2 protein-coding genes are annotated in these 20,649 nt (G+C 75.2%); both read left to right on the top strand.

Going from position 1 to position 20,649, the window contains the following annotated elements; all coding sequences use genetic code 11:
- Positions 1-168: 168 nt before the first annotated feature.
- A complete protein-coding gene (locus tag ABTY62_RS34330) occupies positions 169-12,183 on the top strand; it encodes an SDR family NAD(P)-dependent oxidoreductase (protein ID WP_352133324.1) in 12,015 nt (4,004 codons plus the stop codon).
- Positions 12,180-20,564, top strand: a complete 8,385-nt coding sequence (locus tag ABTY62_RS34325) for a type I polyketide synthase (protein WP_502997579.1) — start codon at positions 12,180-12,182, stop codon at positions 20,562-20,564. Before ABTY62_RS34330 ends, ABTY62_RS34325 begins: the two co-directional genes overlap by 4 nt.
- Positions 20,565-20,649: the final 85 nt, after the last annotated feature.

Here is a 20,649-nt window from a genome sequence, read left to right as displayed (position 1 = left end):
GAGAGAGCCCGAGAAGCCTCGATGAGCGCGGCAGGCGAAGCGAGCGTGTCTTGGCGCGCTGTGCGGGCTGGACTGAGGAGCCGCGCAGCGACGAAGGAGCGAGCAGTGACGAGGGAAGCCCGCGCGTTGAAGCGCGCCAAGACTGAGCGCGGAGGGGAGGGACATGCCGTGACCGCTGAGACCAACGAGGAGCGGCTGGTCGACTACCTCAAGCGGGTCGCCGCCGATCTGCACGACACCCGGGCGCGGCTGCGCGAGGTCGAGGACGGGCAGCGGGAGCCGGTGGCCATCGTGGCGATGGCCTGCCGCTACCCCGGCGGGGTCGCCTCGCCCGAGGACCTGTGGGACCTGGTCGCCGCGCGCCGGCACGCGATGACCGCGTTCCCGGACAACCGCGGCTGGGACCTGGAGCGGCTGTTCCACCCTGACCCCGACCACCCGGGCACCAGCTACGCCCGCGAGGGCGGCTTCCTGCACGACGCCGACCTGTTCGACCCGGAGTTCTTCGGCATCAGCCCCCGGGAGGCCGCCGCGATCGACCCGCAGCAGCGGCTGCTGCTGGAGGTGGCCTGGGAGGCGCTGGAGCGGGCGGGCATCGCGCCCGGGTCGCTGAAGGGCGCGCCCGTCGGCGTGTACGCGGGCACCGCCCTGCCCGGCTTCGGCACCCCGCACATCGACCGGGCCGCGGAGGGCTATCTGGTCACCGGCAACGCGCCCAGTGTGCTGTCCGGCCGGGTGGCGTACACCCTGGGCCTGGAGGGGCCCGCGGTCACGGTGGACACGGCGTGTTCCTCGTCGCTGGTGGCGATGCACCTCGCCGCGCAGGCGCTGCGTCAGGGCGAGTGCGAACTGGCGCTGGCGGGCGGTGTGACGGTCATGACCACGCCTTACGTGTTCACGGAGTTCGCGCGGCAGCGGGGGTTGGCCGCCGACGGCCGCTGCAAGGCCTTCTCCGAGGGGGCCGACGGCACGGCGTTCGCCGAGGGCGTGGGGCTGCTGGTGCTGGAGCGGCTGTCGGACGCCCGGCGCAACGGTCACCGCGTCCTGGCCGTGGTGCGCGGCTCGGCGATCAACCAGGACGGCGCGAGCAACGGACTGACCGCGCCCAACGGGCTGTCGCAGCAGCGCGTCATCCGGCAGGCGCTGGCCAGCGCCCGGCTCGCTCCGGCGGACGTGGACGCGGTCGAGGCGCACGGCACGGGCACGACGCTGGGCGATCCCATCGAGGCCCAGGCGCTGCTGGCCACGTACGGTCAGGAGCGGCCCGCTGACCGGCCGCTGTGGCTGGGCGCGGTCAAGCCGAACATCGGACACACTCAGGGCGCGGCGGGTGTCGCGGGCGTGATCAAGATGGTCATGGCGCTGCGGAACGCCTCGCTGCCCGCCCTCCTGAGCGCCGACCGGCCCACGCCGGTGGTCGACTGGGACGGCGGCGCGGTGCGGCTGCTGGCCGAGCCGGTCGCGTGGCCGACCGGGGAGCGGCGGCGCCGGGCCGGTGTGTCGTCCTTCGGCATCAGCGGCACCAACGCCCATCTGATCCTCGAAGAAGCCCCGCCCCGGCCGGACACGGACACGCCTGCGGACACGCCTGCGGACACGCCGCCACGTCCGGAGGGCGCCGCCGTGCCGTGGGTGCTCTCCGCGCGCGGCGCGGCGCCGCTGTCCACGCAGGCCGCGGCGCTCGCCGAACACCTCGCCGCGCGCCCGGACTTCGCAGTCGACGCGGTGGGCTGGTCGCTGGCCGCCACCCGGTCCGCGCTCGACCACCGCGCCGTCGTACTGGGCACGGACCGCGAGGAGCTGTGCGCCCGGCTCGCCGAGCTCGCCGAGGGGCGTACGCATCCCGATGTGACGCGGGCGTCCGCCCCGGCGCGGCTCGGTGGCAGCGCGTTCCTCTTCACCGGGCAGGGCAGCCAGCGCCCCGGCATGGGCGCCCGGCTGTACCGGACCTATCCGGTGTTCGCCGCCGCGTTCGACGAGGCGTGTGCGGCGCTGGACCCCCACCTGGGTCGATCGCTGCGGAAGTTGGTGTTCGCGCCCGCCGGCGGGAACGGGGACGAGGCAGGTCCGCTGGACGCGACGGGGGTGACGCAGGCCGCGCTGTTCGCGGTCGAGGTCGCCCTGTACCGGCTGGTGGAGTCGTTCGGCGTGGTGCCCGGCTATCTGGCGGGACACTCGGTCGGCGAGCTGGTCGCCGCGCACATCGCCGGGGTGCTGTCGCTGCCGGACGCGGCGCGGCTGGTGGCCGCCCGCGGGCGGCTGATGCAGGCGCTGCCGGAAGGTGGCGCGATGATCGCGCTGGAGGCCGCCGAGGAAGAGGTGGCGCCGCTGCTCACCGGGCGCGCCGACCGGGTGGCGCTGGCGGCCGTCAACGCGCCGACGTCGGTGGTGGTGTCGGGCGACGCGGAGGCGGTCGAGGAGGTCGCCCGCGCGATACGCGAGCGCGGACACCGGACGCGGCGGCTGCGGGTCGGCCACGCCTTCCACTCGCCGCGGATCGATCCGATGCTGGAGGAGTTCCGGCAGGTCGCCGCCTCGCTGACGTACGCCCCGCCGCGGATCGCGGTCGTCTCGAACGTGACCGGCGCGCTGGCCGGCGCCGAGCAGCTGTGCGACCCCGACTACTGGGTGCGGCACGCGCGGCAGCCGGTGCGGTTCCGCGACGGCATCGCCGCCCTGCGCGCGGAGGGCGTCACCCGCTTCCTGGAGCTCGGCCCGGACGCCGTGCTCACCACCATGGCCCGGGACTGCCTGGCAGCGGAAGGTGCCAGTGGGGGATCGGCGGGCGCGCCGGTGCTCGCCGCGGTGCTGCGCGGCGGCCGCGAGGAGTCCCGTACGCTGCTGACCGCGCTCGCCCAACTCCATGTGGACGGCGAGACCGTCGACTTCGCCGCCGCCTTCCCGCCCGGCACCCCGGCCACCGACCTGCCCGGCTACCGCTTCGACCGCCGCCGGTACTGGCGGGACGCCCCGCAAGCGGAGGCGGACGTACGGGCCGCCGGGCTCGAGGCGAGCGACCACCCCCTGCTGCGCGCCGCGCTCGAACCGGCGGACGGCGGGCTGCTGCTGACCGGCCGGCTGTCGCTGCGCGGCCAGCCCTGGCTGGCCGACCACGCCATCGTGGACGCGGTGCCGCTGCCCGGCACGCTCTTCGTGGAACTCGCGCTCCAGGCGGGCGAACGGACCGGCTGCGACCGGATCGAGGACCTCACCCTGGAGGCGCCGCTGCTGCTGCCCCCGGTGGGGGCGGTGGATCTCCAGGTCGCCGTCGGGGCCGCCGACCGGGCCGGCCGACGGGCCGTCACCGTCTACTCGCGCCCGTCCGGCGGCGGCGCCGAAGCGTCGGACGGTGCCGATGAGCCGTACGGACCCTGGCACCGGCACGCCACCGCCACGCTGACCGCCGCGGGGACGGGCTCGGGGACCAGTGCCACTCCCGAGCCCGCGGCGCCGCCTGCCCCGTGGCCACCGGCCGGGGCGGAAGAGGTCGACGTGGCCGGGCTGTACGAGCGGCTGGCCGACGAGGGCTACCGCTACGGACCGGCGTTCACCGGGTTGCGCGCGGCGTGGCGGGTCGGTGAGGAGATGTTCGCCGAGGTGAGTCTCGAGCCCGGACTGCGGGACGACGGCCGGGCGTACGCCGTCCACCCCGCCCTCCTCGACGCCGCCCTGCACCCGATCGGCGCGCTGTTCACCGGCGAGGACCAGGCGGGCGGCGCGCCGGGCACGGTCCGGCTGCCGTTCTCCTTCGGCGGTGTGCGGCTGTCGGCGCGCGGCGCGTCCCGGCTGCGGGTCCGGATCACGCCGACCGGGCCGGACAGCGTGGCCATGCGGCTGTCCGACGACACCGGCGCCGAGGTCGCCACGGTCGACGCCCTCACGCTGCGCACCGTCTCCGCCGAGCGGTGGCGGTCCGGGGCGGCGCAGGCCGACCGTTCGCTGTACCGGCTGGACTGGGAGCCCTTCGCGCTGCCCGCCGCCGCGCCGACGGCGACGGCGGACCGCTGGGCCGTGGTCGACACGAACGGCACGGACCGGACCGACCGCGCCACCGCCGCGCTGCCCGACGAGCACGTGGCGCGCCATCCGGACCTCGCCGCGCTGAGCGCCTCGGTCGCCGCCGGGGCCCCGGCCCCCGACCTGATCGTCATGGGCTGCCTCCGCGCCCCCGATGGCGACGCGCCACCTGCCCGGGTGCGCGCCGCCACCCACCGCGTACTCGCGATGCTGCGGGAGTGGCTGGCGGACGACGCCCTCGCCACCGGCCGTCTGGTGGTCCTCACCGCCGGAGCCGTCGCCGCCGACCCGGCCGACGCGCCGGCCGAACTGGCGGGCGCCGCGGTGCTGGGCCTGCTGCGCGCCGCGCAGGCCGAACACCCGGGGCGGATCGTGCTGGTGGACACGGATGACAGCCCGGCGTCCCGGGGCGCGCTGGCGGCAGCCGTCGCGGCCGCCACGGCCGCGGGCGAGTCGCAACTGGCGCTCCGCGACGGGCGGGTGCTGGTGCCCCGGCTGGTCGCGGCGCTCCCCGACGAGGACACGGCGCCGACGGCGTTCGACCCCGAGGGCACCGTGCTGGTGACCGGCGGCACCGGCTCGCTCGGCCGCCTGCTCGCCCGGCACCTCGTCGAAACCCACGGTGTCCGGCATCTGCTGCTGGTCAGCCGGAGCGGTCCGGCCGCCGAGGGCATCGACGCGTTCACGGCCGCGCTCGGGGCCGACGTACGCGTCGAGAGCTGCGACACCTCCGACCCCGAGGCGCTGGCCGCGCTGCTCGCCACCGTCCCCGCGGAGCACCCGCTGACGTCGGTCGTGCACACCGCGGGCGTGCTCGACGACGGCGTGGTCACCTCGCTGACGCCCGGGCAGCTCGACGCCGTCCTGGCGCCGAAGGTGGACGCGGCCTGGCATCTGCACCGGCTGACCGAGGGCGCGGGCCTCGCCTCGTTCGTGCTGTTCTCCTCCGCCGCCTCGGTGCTCGGCAGCGGCGGGCAGGGCAACTACGGCGCGGCGAACGCGTTCCTCAACGCCCTCGCCGAACACGTGCGCGCGGCGGGCGGCCGGGCGACCTCGCTGGCCTGGGGCCTGTGGGGGGTGGACGAGGGGATGACGGAACACCTCGCCACCGCGGATCTGGCCCGGATGGCGCGTTCGGGCACCGCCGCGATGTCCGGGGAGCAGGGCCTGGCCCGGTTCGACGCGGCGCTCGCCACCGCCCCGCCCGTGCTGGTCCCGGCCAGGTTCGAACTCGCCGTGCTGCGCGAGCAGGCCGCCGCCGGAACGCTGCCCCCGCTGCTGCGCCGCCTCGTGCGCGCCCCGGTGCGTACGGCGCGTACGGCCGCGCCAGGCGCGGTGTCCCCCTCCTGGGCCGGGCGGCTGGCCGGGCTGCCGGAGGCCGAGCAGGACCGGGTGATCGGCGAGCTGATACGCGACCGGATCGCCGCCGTCCTGGCCCACCCCGAACCGGAAACCCTCGAACTGGGCCGGACCTTCCAGCAGCTCGGCCTCGACTCGCTGACCGCGCTCGAGCTGCGCAACGCGATCCACGACGCGACGGGCGTCCGCCTGCCGGCCACCGCCGTCTTCGACTACCCGACGCCCGAGACCCTGGTGAGCCATCTGCGCGCCGAGCTGCTCGGCGCCACCGCGGCCGCCGCGCCGCTGCCGCCGGGAGCGGGCGCGCGGGCCGGGGCCGGAAACGCGGACGACCCCGTCGTGATCGTCGGCATGGCCTGCCACTACCCGGGCGATGTGCACTCCCCGGACGGGCTGTGGCGGCTGGTCGCCGACGGGGTGGACGCGATCGGGCCGTTCCCCGAGGACCGCGGCTGGGACGTGGCCGGGCTGTACGACCCCGACCCCGAGCGGACGGGCAAGAGCTACGCCAGGGAGGGCGGCTTTCTGCACCAGGCCGCCCTGTTCGACGCGGACTTCTTCGGGATCAGCCCCCGGGAGGCGCTGGCCACCGACCCGCAGCAGCGGCTGCTGCTGGAGACGGCGTGGCAGGCGTTCGAGCACGCCCGCATCGATCCGGTGGCGCTGCGCGGCAGCCGGACGGCGGTGGTCACCGGCATCATGTACGACGACTACGGCGCGCGGTTCCTGGGCCGGATCCCGGAGGGGTACGAGGGCCAGATCATGACGGGCTCCACGCCGAGCGTGGCGTCCGGCCGGGTGGCCTACACCTTCGGCCTGGAGGGGCCGACGCTCACGGTGGACACGGCGTGTTCGTCGTCGCTGGTGGCGATGCACCTCGCCGCGCAGGCGCTGCGTCAGGGCGAGTGCGATCTGGCGCTGGCGGGCGGTGTGACGGTGATGGCCACGCCGAACACCTTCGTCGAGTTCTCCCGGCAGCGCGGCCTGGCCCCGGACGGGCGGTGCAAGCCGTTCGCCGCCGCGGCCGACGGCACCGGCTGGAGCGAGGGCGCCGGGCTGCTGGTGCTGGAGCGGCTGTCGGACGCCCGCCGCAACGGGCACCGGGTGCTCGCGATCCTGCGGGGTTCCGCGGTCAACCAGGACGGCGCGAGCAACGGCCTGACCGCGCCCAACGGCCCCTCGCAGCAGCGGGTCATCCGCCAGGCCCTGGCCACGGCCAGGGTGGATCCGGCGGACGTGGACGCCGTCGAGGCCCACGGCACGGGCACGACCCTGGGCGACCCGATCGAGGCCCAGGCCCTCCTCGCCACCTACGGCCAGAACCGCCCCGAGGACCGGCCCCTGTGGCTCGGGTCCATCAAGTCCAACATCGGCCACACCCAGGCCGCCGCCGGTGCCGCCGCCGTCATCAAGATGGTGATGGCCCTGCGCCACGGCCACCTCCCGGCCACCCTGCACGTGGACGAGCCCAGCCCACACGTCGACTGGACCACCGGAAACGTCCGCCTCCTCACCGAGGCCACCCAGTGGCCCGACACCGACCGGCCGCGCCGCGCCGCCGTCTCCTCCTTCGGCATCTCCGGCACCAACGCCCACCTCATCCTCGAACAAGCCCCCGCACAAGCCCCCGAACAGCCCGAGCCGGAGCGCACCTCCCGGCCCGGCGTCCTGCCCCTCGTGCTCTCCGCGCGCACCGCCGAAGCGCTGCGCGCCCAGGCCGCGAACCTGGCCACGCGGCTCCCCCAAACCGAGCCGGCCGAGGTGGGCTGGTCGTTGGCGACGACGCGGTCCTCGTTCGAGCACCGGGCCGTGGTCGTGGGCGACGACCGGGATGCGCTGCTGGCCGGGTTGGAGAGGCTGGCCGCCGACGAGCCCGACCCGGCGGTCGTGGCGGGAGCGGCCATCGCGGCGCCCGCGGGCCCGGTGTTCGTCTTCCCCGGCCAGGGGTCGCAGTGGCGGGGCATGGGCGTGGAGCTGCTGGACGGCTCACCGGTGTTCGCGGCGCGGATCGCGGAGTGCGAGCGGGCCCTGGCGCCGTACGTGGACTGGTCGCTCACCGCCGTGCTGCGCGGCACGGACACCGACACCGACCCCCAGCGCGTCGATGTCGTCCAGCCCACCCTCTGGGCCGTGATGGTCTCCCTCGCCGCCCTCTGGCAACACCTCGGGGTCACCCCCGCCGCGGTCATTGGCCACTCCCAGGGCGAGATCGCCGCCGCCTGCGTGGCCGGAGCCCTCACCCTCGACGACGCCGCCAAGGTCGTGGCCCTGCGCAGCCGGGCCCTCCGCGCCCTGGCCGGCCACGGCACCATGGCCTCCCTCACCCTCGGCGCCGACGACACCACCCGGCTCCTGGAGGAGCTGGGCGACCAGGCCGACGATGTCACCCTGGCCGCCGCCAACGGCCCCGCCACCACGGTCGTCTCGGGCGCGGTGGCGCAGATCGCCACCGTCCTGGCGGCCGCCGAGGCCCGTGGCGCGCGGACCCGCACCATCGATGTGGACTACGCCTCCCACGGCCCCCATGTCGACCGCATCCGCGAGGACATCGTCTCCGCCCTGGGCGAGCTGACGCCCGCCGCGTCGGACATCGCCTTCTACTCCACGGTGACCGCCGAGCGTCTCGACACCGCCGGGCTCGACGCCGACTACTGGTTCACCAACCTCCGTCGGCCGGTCCGCTTCACCGACACCCTCGCCGCCCTCCTGGACCGCGGACACCGCCACTTCGTCGAGGTCAGCCCGCACCCCGTCCTCGTCCCCGGGATGCAGGACGCCTTCGAGGCGGCGGACATCTCCGCCGCGACCGTCCCCACCCTCCGCCGCGACCAGGGCGGGCCCAGCCAACTCGCCCAGGCCGTCGCCGCCGCGCACACCGCCGGGCTCGCCGTGGCCTGGGACGTCTGGTATCCCGCCGACCCGCCACCGCGCACCACCGACCTGCCCACGTACGCCTTCCAACGGCGGCGCTACTGGCTGGACATGGACGGCGGACTGGGCGATCTGCGGAGCGCCGGGCTCACCTCGGTGGCGCACGCCCAGCTCGGCGCGGCGGTCGAACTGGCCGACGGCGGGCTGGTGATGACCGGGCGGCTCCCCGCCGCCGGGGGCGGCGGCTGGCTCGCCGACCACGTCGTCGCCGACACCCCCCTGGTGCCGGGCGCGGCCCTGGTGGAGTGGGTGCTGCGGGCGGCCGACGAGGCGGGCTGCGGCGGAATCGAGGAGCTCGCCCTCCACATCCCGATGACGCTGCCCGCGTCCGGCGGGCTGCGGGTCCAGGTCGTGGTGGACGCGGCCGGCGAGGAGGGCCGCCGCGAGGTGCGGGTGCACTCCCGCCCGGACGCGGACGACGGCTCGTCGCCCTGGACCTGCCACGCCACCGGACACCTCGCCCCGGCGACCCCGACGGCGCCGGGCGTGCCGGACGCGGCGTTCACGGGGACGTGGCCGCCACCCGACGCCGAGCCGGTGGACGTGTCCGACTTCTACGGCCGCGCCGAGGCGATCGGCTACGGCTACGGCCCGTCCTTCCGGGGCCTGACCGCCGCCTGGCGGCAGGGCGCCGACCTGCTCGCGGAGGTCGTGCTGCCCGAGGCGGCCCACGAGGGCGCCGACGGGTTCTCCCTCCATCCCGCGCTGCTGGACGCGGTCCTGCACCCCATGGCGCTGGACGGCCAGGGCGACGACGGGCGGCTGCGGCTGCCGTTCGCGTGGGGCGGCGTGTCGCTGTGGGCCACCGGCGCCCGCGCGGTGCGGGTCCGTATGTCGCCGCTCGAGCACGGCTTCCGGCTCATGGTGGCCGACGCGGCCGGCGATACGGTGCTCAGCGCGGACTCCGTGGTCGTACGCCCGACGAGCGCGCGGCAGTTGCGCGAGGCGGGCGCGCGGCGGGTGGACGGGCTGTACGAGGTGGCGTGGGCGCCTCTGCCGCCCCTGGAAGCGGAGTCCGACCCGATGGCGCCGGGGTGGGCGGTCTTGGAGGGCGGCCCGCTCCCGTTCGGCTCGACAGATCCTCAGCTGCCCCGCCACGCCGACCTCGACGCCTTGTTCGCCGCCCACGACGCGGGCGGGGACACGCCCCACACGGTGCTCGTCGGCGTGCCCGCGGCCGAGGGCGGCGACGAGCCGTCCGCCGCCGCGCTGGCCGTGGTGACGGGCGTGCTGGCGTCGGCGCGGCGGTGGCTGGAGAAGCCGGAGCTCGCCAAGGCCCGGCTGGTGCTCGTCACCCGTGGCGCGGTGGCGGCCGGGGATGCCGACGACGGCCCCGAGGCCGTTGGGCCCGACCCGGCGGCGGCCGCCGTGTGGGGCCTGGTGCGCAGCGCCCAGGCGGAGAACCCGGGCCGCTTCCTCTTGTGCGACATCGACGACGGCGCCGGGCCCGAGCAGGTGCGGGGCGCCGTCACACGGGCGGTTGCGCTCGACGAACCACAGGTGGCGGTGCGCGGTGGACGCGTGCTGGCGCCACGGCTGGAACGGGCGGCGGCAGCGGAGTTGGCGCCGCCGCCGGGCGAACCGGCCTGGCGGTTGGCGTCCGACGGCACCGGCACCGTCGACAGCGTGTCGGTCGTGGCCTGCCCCGAGGTGTTGGAGCCGCTGGCGCCGGGTCAGGTGCGCATCGGCGTGCGGGCCGCGGGCATCAACTTCCGCGATGTGCTGATCGTGCTCGGGATGTACCCGGACGAAGGGGTGTTCCGCGGCAGCGAGGGCGCGGGCGTGGTGCTCGACGTGGCGCCGGACGTCACGTCGGTGGCCGTCGACGACCAGGTGTTCGGCCTGTTCGAGGGCGCCTTCGGGCCGATCGCCGTCGCCGACGCGCGCGCCCTGGTGCCGATCCCGCCCGGCTGGACGGACCAACAGGCCGCGGCCGTCCCGACGACGTTCCTGACGGCCTGGTACGGGCTGGTGGACCTCGCTGGACTCGCACCGGGCGAATCGGTCCTCATCCACGCGGCGACCGGCGGCGTGGGCACGGCGGCCGTGCAGATCGCCCGCCACCTGGGCGCCGAGGTGTACGCCACAGCCAGCCCCGGCAAGCACGATGTCCTGGAGGCGATGGGCATCGACGCAGCCCACCGCGCCTCCTCACGCGACCTCGACTTCGAGGACACCTTCCCGAAGGTCGACGTGGTCCTCAACAGCCTGGCAGGCGAGTTCACCGACGCGTCCCTGCGGCTGCTGGGCGACGGCGGCCGGTTCATCGAGATGGGCAAGACCGACAAGCGCGACGCCGAGGAGATCACCGCAACGTACCCGGGTGTGCACTACCGTTTCTATGACCTGGTTCCGGACGCCGGTCTGGACCGGGTCGCGGAGATGCTGGGCACGCTGGCCGGCCTCTTCACCCAGGGCGTCCTCCAACCGCCCCCGGTGCAGGCATGGCCCCTGGCCAGGGCCCGCCAGGCGCTGCGCCACATGAGCCAGGCCAAACACACCGGCAAACTCGTGCTGGACATCCCACGCACCCTCGACCCCAACGGCACCGTGCTCATCACCGGCGGCACCGGCACCCTCGGCGCCCTCATCGCCGAACACCTCGTCACCACCCACCACATCACCCACCTCCACCTCCTCAGCCGACGCGGACCCCACGCCCCCGGCGCCCAACAACTCACCGACAAACTCACCGAACTCGGCGCCACCGTCCACATCACCGCCACCGACACCTCAGATCTCCCCGCCCTGCGCCAGGTCATCGACACCATCGACCCCGCCCACCCCCTCACCGGCGTCATCCACACCGCGGGGGCTCTGGACGACGCGGTGCTGACCGCGCAGACCGCGGAGCGGCTGGCATCGGTCTGGGCGGCGAAGGCGACGTCCGCGGCCCATGTGCACCGGGCCACCGAACACCTCCCCCTCGCCATGTTCGTCGTCTTCTCCTCCGCCGCGGGCACCCTCGGCACCGCCGGGCAGGCCAACTACGCCGCCGCCAACGCCTACTGCGACGCCCTCGCCACCCGGCGGCAGCACATCGGTCTGCCCGCCGCCTCCATCGCCTGGGGCCTGTGGGCCGCCACCAGCGATATGACGGGCCGGCTCACCGAGGCCGACCACGCGCGGATGAGCCGCACCGGCTTCACCCCGCTGTCCACCCCGATGGCGCTGGCGCTGTTCGACGCCGCCCTGCGGCACGGCGGCGCCGTTCCGCTGGCGCTCGACCTCGATCCGCGTACGCTCGGCGCCCAGCCGTCCGACGCCGTGCCCGCCCTGCTCCGTACGATCGCGGCGGCCGGAGCGCCCGTACGGCGCACCGCGGCCGCGGCCCGGTCCACCGACTGGGCGGGCCGTCTGGCGGCGCTCTCCGACGCGGAGCGCCACCGCGAGCTGGTGAACCTGGTGCGTACGCACGCGGCGACGGTGCTGGGCCACAGCGACCCGGCTGCCGTGCGGGCGGACACCTCGTTCAAGGAGCTGGGGTTCGACTCGCTGACCGCCGTCGAGCTGCGCAACCGGCTCTCGGCCGCGACCGGGCTGCGGCTGCCCGCCGCCCTCGTCTTCGACTATCCCGACGCGGAGACCATGGCCCGCTATCTGGACCAGAAGCTCGCCCCCGCGGACCGGACACCCGGCGCGGCGGTGGACCGTCTCGGCTCCGTGCTGGGCGACTTGGCAAGGCTCGAGTCCACCTTGAGCGGCCACGCCATGGACGGGAAGGCCCGCGAGACGGTCGCGGGCCGGCTCCACGCTCTGCTGTCCCTGCTGGAGGGCGGCACGGCCGGGGCCAAGGACATCGACGGCGAGGCGCTCGAGTCGGCCTCGGACGACGAGATGTTCGCGCTCATCGACCAGCAACTGGGCTCGTCCTGACGAGGAGTGGGGGAGGACCTATGCCGTCCACGGAAGACAAGCTGCGCCAGTACCTCAAGCGGGTCACCCTCGACCTGGGCGAGGCCAGACAACGCCTGCGCGAAGCGGAGCAACGCCACCACGAGCCCATCGCCATCACCTCCATGGCCTGCCGCTACCCCGGTGGCATCGCATCCCCGGAGGCCCTGTGGGACCTGGTCGACACCCGCGCCGACGCCATCGGCCCCTTCCCCACCAACCGTGGCTGGGACCTCGCCGCCCTCTACCACCCCGACCCCGACCACCCGGGCACCAGCTACATCCAGGAGGGCGGCTTCGTCCACGACGCGGATGAATTCGACGCCTCCTTCTTCAACATCAGCCCGCGCGAAGCCCTCGCCATGGACCCCCAGCAGCGGCTCCTCCTGGAAACCGCCTGGGAACTCCTCGAACGCGCCCATATCGACCCCACCGCCCTCAAGGGCTCTTCCACCGGCGTCTACACGGGCTGCGGCGTGCCCGGCTTCGGCACCCCGCACATCGAGAAGAGCGCGGAGGGCTTTCTGCTGACGGGCAACGCGCTCAGCGTGGTGTCCGGCCGGATCGCCTTCACCCTGGGCCTGGAGGGCCCGGCGGTCACGCTGGACACGGCGTGCTCGTCGTCGTTGGTGGCGATGCATCTGGCGGTCCAGGCGCTACGGCAGGGCGAGTGCGATCTGGCGCTGGCCGGCGGTGTGACGGTCATGTCGACCCCGAACGTGATCACGGAGTTCTCGCGGCAGCGCGGCCTGGCCCCGGACGGGCGGTGCAAGCCGTTCGCCACGGCGGCCGACGGCACGGGCTTCTCCGAGGGCGCGGGCCTGGTCCTGCTGGAACGGCTCTCCGACGCCCGCCGCAACGGACACCACGTGCTCGCCGTCATCCGGGGCTCGGCCGTCAACCAGGACGGCGCCAGCAACGGGCTGAGCGCCCCCAACGGGCCCTCGCAGCAGCGGGTGATCCGCCAGGCCCTGGCCAACGCCGGGCTGGCCGCGGTCGAGGTGGACGCGGTGGAGGCGCATGGCACGGGCACCACGCTCGGCGACCCGATCGAGGCCGAGGCGTTGCTGGCCACCTACGGCCAGGAACGGCCGGAGGACCGCCCCCTGTGGCTGGGCTCCATCAAGTCCAACATCGGCCACACCCAGGCCGCCGCCGGGATCGCGGGTGTCATCAAGATGGTGATGGCCCTGCGCCACGGCGCGCTGCCCGCCACGCTCCACGTCGACGAGCCCACCTCGCATGTGGACTGGAGCAGCGGCGCGGTGCGCCTGCTCACCGAGCCGGTCGACTGGCCGTCCGCGGAACGGCCGCGCCGGGCGGGCGTCTCGGCGTTCGGCATCTCCGGCACCAACGCCCACGTCATCCTGGAAGAGGCCCCTGAGTCACCGGAACCCGACGCGGACGCGGACGAGCCGATTGTCGTGGGCGGCGTGTTGCCTTGGGTGCTCTCGGCCCGTACCCAGGAGGCGCTGGCCGAGCAGGCGCGCCGACTGGCGGGGGCCATCGCGGACACTCCGGGCGTCTCGCCGACCGAGGTGGCCTGGTCGCTGGCCACCACCCGCGCCACCTTCGACGAGCGCGCCGTGGTCACCGGAACCGACCTGCCGGGGCTCACCGCCGCGCTGGAGGCCCTGGCCACCGGCGGCGAACACCCCCACCTCACGCGCGGCACCGTCCTGGACATCCAGGACGGTCCGGTGTTCGTCTTCCCTGGTCAGGGCTCCCAATGGGCCGGTATGGCCACCGGACTCCTGGACTCCTCCCCCGCCTTCGCCACCCGCATCGCCGCCTGCGAAAAGGCCCTGGCCCCGTACGTCGACTGGTCGCTCACCGCCGTACTGCGCGGCACCGACACCACCACCGACCCCCAGCGCGTCGACGTCATCCAGCCCACCCTCTGGGCCATGATGGTGTCCCTGGCCGGCATGTGGCAGGACTTCGGCATCACCCCGGCCGCCGTCATCGGCCACTCGCAGGGCGAGATCGCGGCCGCCTGCGTGGCCGGGGCCCTCACGCTTGAGGACGCCGCCAAAGTCGTGGCCCTGCGCAGCCAGGCCCTCCGCGCCCTCGCCGGACACGGCGCCATGGCCTCCCTCACCCTCACCGCCGACGACACCGCACAGGTCCTGGCCGACCTGGGTGAAACTGCCCAGGGCGTCGCGATCGCCGCCCACAACGGCCCCCGCTCCACGGTCATCTCCGGGCCCCCCGACCAGGTCACCGCCGTTCTGGCCGCCGCCGAGAACCAGGGCGCGCGAACCCGCACCATCGATGTGGATTACGCCTCCCACAGCCCCCACGTCGACCGCATCCGCGACACCATCCTCGACCGGCTCTCCGGCCTCGCGCCCGCCACACCCACCATCCCCTTCTACTCCACCGTCACCACCGAGCGCCTCACCACCACCCCACTCGACGCCGAGTACTGGTTCACCAACCTCCGCCGCCCCGTCCGCTTCGCCGACACCCTCACCGCCCTCCTGGAACGCGGACACCGCCACTTCGTGGAGGTGAGCCCGCACCCCGTCCTCACCCCCGGCGTCCAGGACGCCATCGACGACGCCGACATCCCCGCCACCACCATCCCCACCCTCCGCCGCGACCACGGCACCCCCCACGACCTCGCCGACGCCCTCGCCCACGCCCACACCACCGGCCTGGCCATCGACTGGCGACCCTGGTATCCCGTCACCCCGTCCACCACGGCCGACCTGCCCACCTACCCCTTCCAGCGGCAGCGCCACTGGATGGCGGCCGGCCGCCCGGCGGGCGACGTCAGCGCGGCCGGACTGCGGCCGGTGGCACACCCTCAGCTGTCGGCCGCGACGGGCCTCGCCGACGGCGGGCTGCTGCTCACCGGGCGGCTTCCGGCGGCCGGTGACGCGGGCCGGCTCGGTGAGCAGACGGTCGGCGACACCGTCCTGCTGCCCGGCACTGCGCTCGTGGAGTGGGCGCTGCGGGCGGCCGACGAGGCCGGCTGCGGCGCGGTCGAGGAGCTGACCCTCCAGGTCCCCCTGGTCCTCTCCCCCGCCTTTGAACTGCGCGTCCAGGTCGTGGTGGACGCGCCCGACGGGGATGGGCGGCGCGGCATACGCGTCTGCTCCCAGCCCGCGTCCGGCACACTGGAGGGGCCCGAGGGGCGGGACGCCTGGACCTGCCATGCGACGGGCACCCTCACCCCCGAAACAACGGCCGGGACAGAGCTGACCGGCGCCTGGCCCCCGGCCGGGGCCGAGCCCGTGGACACCGCCGACATCGCCGGGCTGTACGCGCGCGCCGAGGCCGCCGGTCATGGGTTCGGCCCGGCGTTCCAGGGCGTCCATGCGGTGTGGCGGCACGGCTCCGATCTCTTCGCCGAGGTGGCCCTGCCCGACGGGGCCGAGGAGAGTGGCGAGGAGTTCGGCATCCATCCCGCGCTGCTCGAAGCCGCCCTGCACCCGGTGGCGCTGCACGACCTGCACTCCGACGGCCCGCTGTGGCTGCCGTTCGCCTGGCGCGGTGTGTCCCTGCACGCGGGCGGCGCGCGGAGTGTCCGGGTCCGGATCCGCGCGCTGGGGCGGGAGGACAGCGAGGGCCGCGAGCTGGGCGTCGTCGTCGCGGACGCCACCGGCGCCCCGGTGCTGGACGTGGATACGGTCGCGCTGCGTCCCGCCGACGGCGACTGGCTGAAAGCCGCCGAACGACAGGCCGCTGGTGGCCTGTTCACGGTGGAGTGGACGCCGCTGCCGCCGTCGGAGGACCGTCCCGAGCCGGAGGAGGCCGAGGCCGACTGGGTGACGCTCGACGCCCTTTCTGCCGCGGCACGCCCCTTCGTCGGGCGCCGGTACGCCGACCTGGCCGCGCTGCTGGCCGCGGTGGAGGGCGGAGAGCCCGCGCCGCCCGTGGTCCTCGCCACCGTGGCCCCGAATCCCGCCCCCGACGCGGACCTGTCCGTGGTCCGGCAGACGCTGGGCCTTGTCCAGGGCTTGCTTGCGGAACCTCAGTTGCGGGACTCCCGGCTGGTGCTGATCACCTCCGGCGCGGTAGCGGTCGGCGATGGCGAGGGGCCGGTGGACCCGGCCGGCGCGGCCGTCTGGGGCCTGGTCCGGGCGGTCCAGAACGAGCACCCGGGCCGGTTCACCCTGGTCGATGCCGACACGACCGGAGACGAGAAGTGGGCCGAGGCGGTCCGCCGGTCACTGGACGCCGACGAGCCGCAGATCGCGGTCCGTTCGGGCGTGGTGTCCATCCCCCGTCTGCGGCGCGCCGTCGAACCGACCGACGCGGCCGCCGAGGTCGATCTGCCCGGTGGCACGGTGGTGGTGTCGGGCGGGACGGACCCGCTGGGCGGCGCGGTCGCCGAACACCTGGTGCGGACGTACGGCGTGGCGCGTGTGCTGCACCTCTCCTCCGGGGGCGGCCGGGATCCCGAAGCGGCCGCGCTGGCCGAGCGGTTGACGGCGCTGGGGGCGGAGGCGGAGGCCGCCGCCGTCGATGTGGCCGACCGCTCCGCGCTGGCGGAGGTTCTGGCCTCCGTGCCCGAAAGCCGTCCGCTGGTGGGCGTGGTGCATCTCGCCGGGGCGGCCGACGGCGCGCCGGTGGAGTCCTGGGACGACGAGCGGCTGACGCGGGCCTGGGCGCCGACCGCCACCGGGGCGTGGCATCTGCATACCCTCACCCGCGATCTGTCGTCGCTGCGGCTGTTCGTGGTGGTCTCCTCGGCCGCCGACCTCGTAGGCGGCCCCGGCCAGTCCGGTCACGCCGCCGCCAACGCCCGCGCTGACGCCCTGATCTCCCATCGGCGCGCCACCGGGCTCCCCGGCCTGAGCGTGGCCTGGGCCCTGGAGGAGCGGGCCGCGTCCCACGCGCCGCGCCTGCTCGACGCGGCGTTCTCCCTCCCACACCCCGCGGTCGTGGCCGCCGACCTAGACACCGCCCGGTCGACCGCCGCGACCGCGGCGACCGTCTCGGCCACCGTGGTCCCCGCGCTGCTGCGCGCACCCGCCCGGCCCGGCCGGCGCCGCGCCGCGGAACGCCAGTCGGCGTCCCCCGCCCTGGCCGCGCGCCTCGCCGGTCTCGACGCCTCGGGACAGCGCGATCTGCTGCTGGAGATGGTGCGTCAGATGGCCGCCGTGGTCCTGGGCCACTCGTCCGACACGGCCATCAGGCCCGAGGCCGCCTTCAAGGAGCTGGGCTTCGACTCCCTCATGGCCGTCGGGCTGCGCAACCGGCTGTCCGATGCCACCGGGCTGCGCCTGCCCTCCACCCTCGTCTTCGACTACCCCACCCCCCAGACCCTCGCCGGCCATCTCCTGGAGCGGCTGACCGCCACCGCGTCCACCGCCGCCTCACCCCTCGTCGGGCGGGCCCGGACGGCTCGCGCCGCGGACGACGACCCCATCGCGGTGGTGGCGATGGCGTGCCGCTTCCCCGGTGGCGTGACCTCGCCCGAGGGGCTGTGGGACCTGGTCTCGGCGGGCGAGCATGTGGTCGGGCCGTTCCCCACCAACCGCGGCTGGGATCTGGCCAATCTGTTCCACCCCGACTCCGACCACCCCGGCACCAGCTACGCCTCCGAGGGCGCGTTCATCTACGACGTCGAGGGCTTCGACGCGGCCTTCTTCGGCATCAACCCCCGTGAGGCCCTGGCGATGGACCCGCAGCAGCGGCTCGTCCTGGAGACCGCCTGGGAGGCCCTGGAACGGGCCGGGATCGACCCGCACACCCTCAAGGACAGCCTGACCGGCGTCTACACGGGCGTCATCTACCACGACTACGCCACCGGTCTGCCCGCGGGCGACCCGCGCCTCGACGGCTACACGATGCTCTCCACCATCGGCAGCATCATCTCCGGCCGCGTGGCCTACACCCTGGGGCTTCAGGGCCCCGCCGTCACCGTGGACACCGCGTGCTCGTCGTCCCTGGTGTCCATGCACCTGGCCGCCCAGGCGCTGCGGCAGGGCGAGTGCGACCTGGCGCTCGCGGGCGGCGTGACCGTCATGGCCACCCCCGATCCGTTCACCGGCTTCTCCCGGCAGCGCGGCCTGGCGCCCGACGGACGGTGCAAGCCGTTCGCCGCCGCGGCCGACGGCACCAGCCTGAGCGAGGGGGCCGGGCTCGTCCTGCTCGAACGCCTCTCCGACGCCCGCCGCAACGGCCACCGGGTGCTCGCGGTGGTGCGCGGCTCGGCGATCAACCAGGACGGCGCGTCGAACGGGCTGACCGCCCCCAACGGCCCCTCCCAGCAGCGCGTCATCGCCCAGGCCCTCGCCGGAGCCGGCCTGGCCACCGCCGACATCGACGCCGTCGAGGCCCACGGCACGGGCACCACGCTGGGCGACCCCATCGAGGCACAGGCCATCCTGGCCACCTACGGACAGGACCGCCCCGACGACCGGCCGCTGTGGCTCGGCTCGGTCAAGTCCAACATCGGCCACACCCAGGCGGCCTCCGGCATCGCGGGCGTCATCAAGATGATCTCCGCCCTGCGCCACGGCCAACTGCCCGCCAGCCTGCACATCGACGAGCCCAGCCCGCACATCGACTGGGCCGACGGAAACGTCCGGCTCCTCACCGAGCCCGTCGACTGGCCCGAGACCGGCCGGCCGCGCCGGGCCGCCATCTCCTCCTTCGGCGCCTCCGGCACCAACGCCCACCTCATCCTCGAACAGGCCCCCGACCTCCCCGAACCCCGGCGTGCGAGCGACACTCCCCCGCCCGGACCCGTGCCCTGGCCGCTGTCGGCCCGCGACGACCAGGCCCTGCGCGAACAGGCCGCGGCGCTCGCCGAACACCTCGCCGCGCACCCCGATCTCCCGGTCGACGCGGTGGGCTGGTCGCTGGCCACGACACGGGCGGTGTTCGAGCGGCGGGCCGTGATCGTCGGGGACGGCCGCGAGGAGCTGACCGCCGCCCTGGAGGCGCTGGCCGGCGGGGAGCCCCACCCCGGCCTCGCCCCCCCCGGCGGCGCAGCCCCGGACACCCCGGGCAGGACGGTGTGGCTGTTCTCCGGGCAGGGCAGCCAGCGCCCCGGCATGGGCGCCGAGCTCCACCGGCGATTCCCCGTCTTCGCCGAGGCCTTCGACGAGGTGTGCGCGCTCCTCGACCCCCACCTCGGCCGCCCGCTGCGCGACGTGGTCTTCGCCACCGACCCCGAACTCGGCGACCTGATCCACCACACCACCTACACCCAGGCCGGGCTGTTCGCCCTCCACATCGCCCTCGCCCGCCTGCTGACGGCCATGGGCCTGGCCCCCGACGCCGTCGCCGGACACTCCATCGGCGAGATCTCCGCCGCCCACCTCGCGGGCGTCCTCTCCCTGGAGGACGCCGCCCACCTCGTCGCCACCCGCGCCACCCTCATGGGCAACCTGCCGACCGGCGGCGCCATGGCCACCGTCAACGCTGACGAAGAGGAGGTCGCCGCCACACTGGCCGACTTCCCGGAGCTGGCCATCGCGGCGACGAACACCCCCGACCACACGGTGATCTCCGGCCCCGCCGACCAGGTCGCCACCGTCACCGCCGTCTGGCGGGACCGGGGCCGCAGGACCCGTTCCCTCCCGGTCTCCCACGCATTCCACTCCCCCCAGATGGAGCCCATCCTCGCCCCGTTCGCCGAGGCCATCGGCCACCTGGACTTCCGCCCGCCCCGTATCCCCCTCATCAGCAACCTGACCGGCGAACCCGCGGACGAGGACATCGCCACCCCCGACTACTGGGCCCGGCACATCCGCCGCCCCGTCCGCTTCCACCAGACCATCACCCATCTCGCCGCGGACACGGCCGTCTTCCTGGAGCTGGGCCCGGCGCCGGTGCTGACCCACGCCGTCCACCACACCCTCCCCGAGGAGACCACCGCCACGGCGCTCGCCACGCTCACCGGCAAGCAGTCCGACGTCCGGGCGCTGGCCCACGGGCTGGCGTCCCTGCACACCACCCGGGCCCCGCTGGACTGGACGCCCTGGTATCCCACCGGCCCGGCCCCCCGGGCGGTCGGGCTGCCCACCTACCGCTTCCAGCGCCGCCCGTACTGGATCGCCCCCCGCATCTCTTCCGTCGCCGCCACCGGCGGCACCGGCCTGGACCATCCGCTGCTGGACACGGCGGCGCCCCTGGCGGACGGCGGGCTGGTGCTGGGCGGCCGGATCCCGGCGGCGGACCACGACGGCTGGCTCACCGAACACACCATCGCCGGAACCGTGCTGCTGCCCGGCACCGCCCTCCTCGAACTCGCCCTCAGCGCGGCCGAGCACACCGACAGCCCGCACGTCGAGGAGCTTCTCCTCCAGCACCCGCTCGTCCTCCACCCCACGGGCCCGCTCGACCTCCAGGTCGTGGGGGGGGGCGGGGGCCCCGGCCGGCGGCGCCGCGCCCTCTAAACCCGCCCGCACACCGACCCCACGCCCGAGTGGACGCGGCACCCCACCGCCCCGCTCACCGGCGCTGCCGCCGGCCCCCGGGTCC

Source organism: Streptomyces sp. NPDC097640 (assembly GCF_040302705.1).
In the GTDB taxonomy this organism is placed as follows: Bacteria; Actinomycetota; Actinomycetes; order Streptomycetales; family Streptomycetaceae; genus Streptomyces.
Note: the sequence above shows the minus strand (reverse complement) of the source record. Positions and strands in the feature narration are given on the sequence as shown.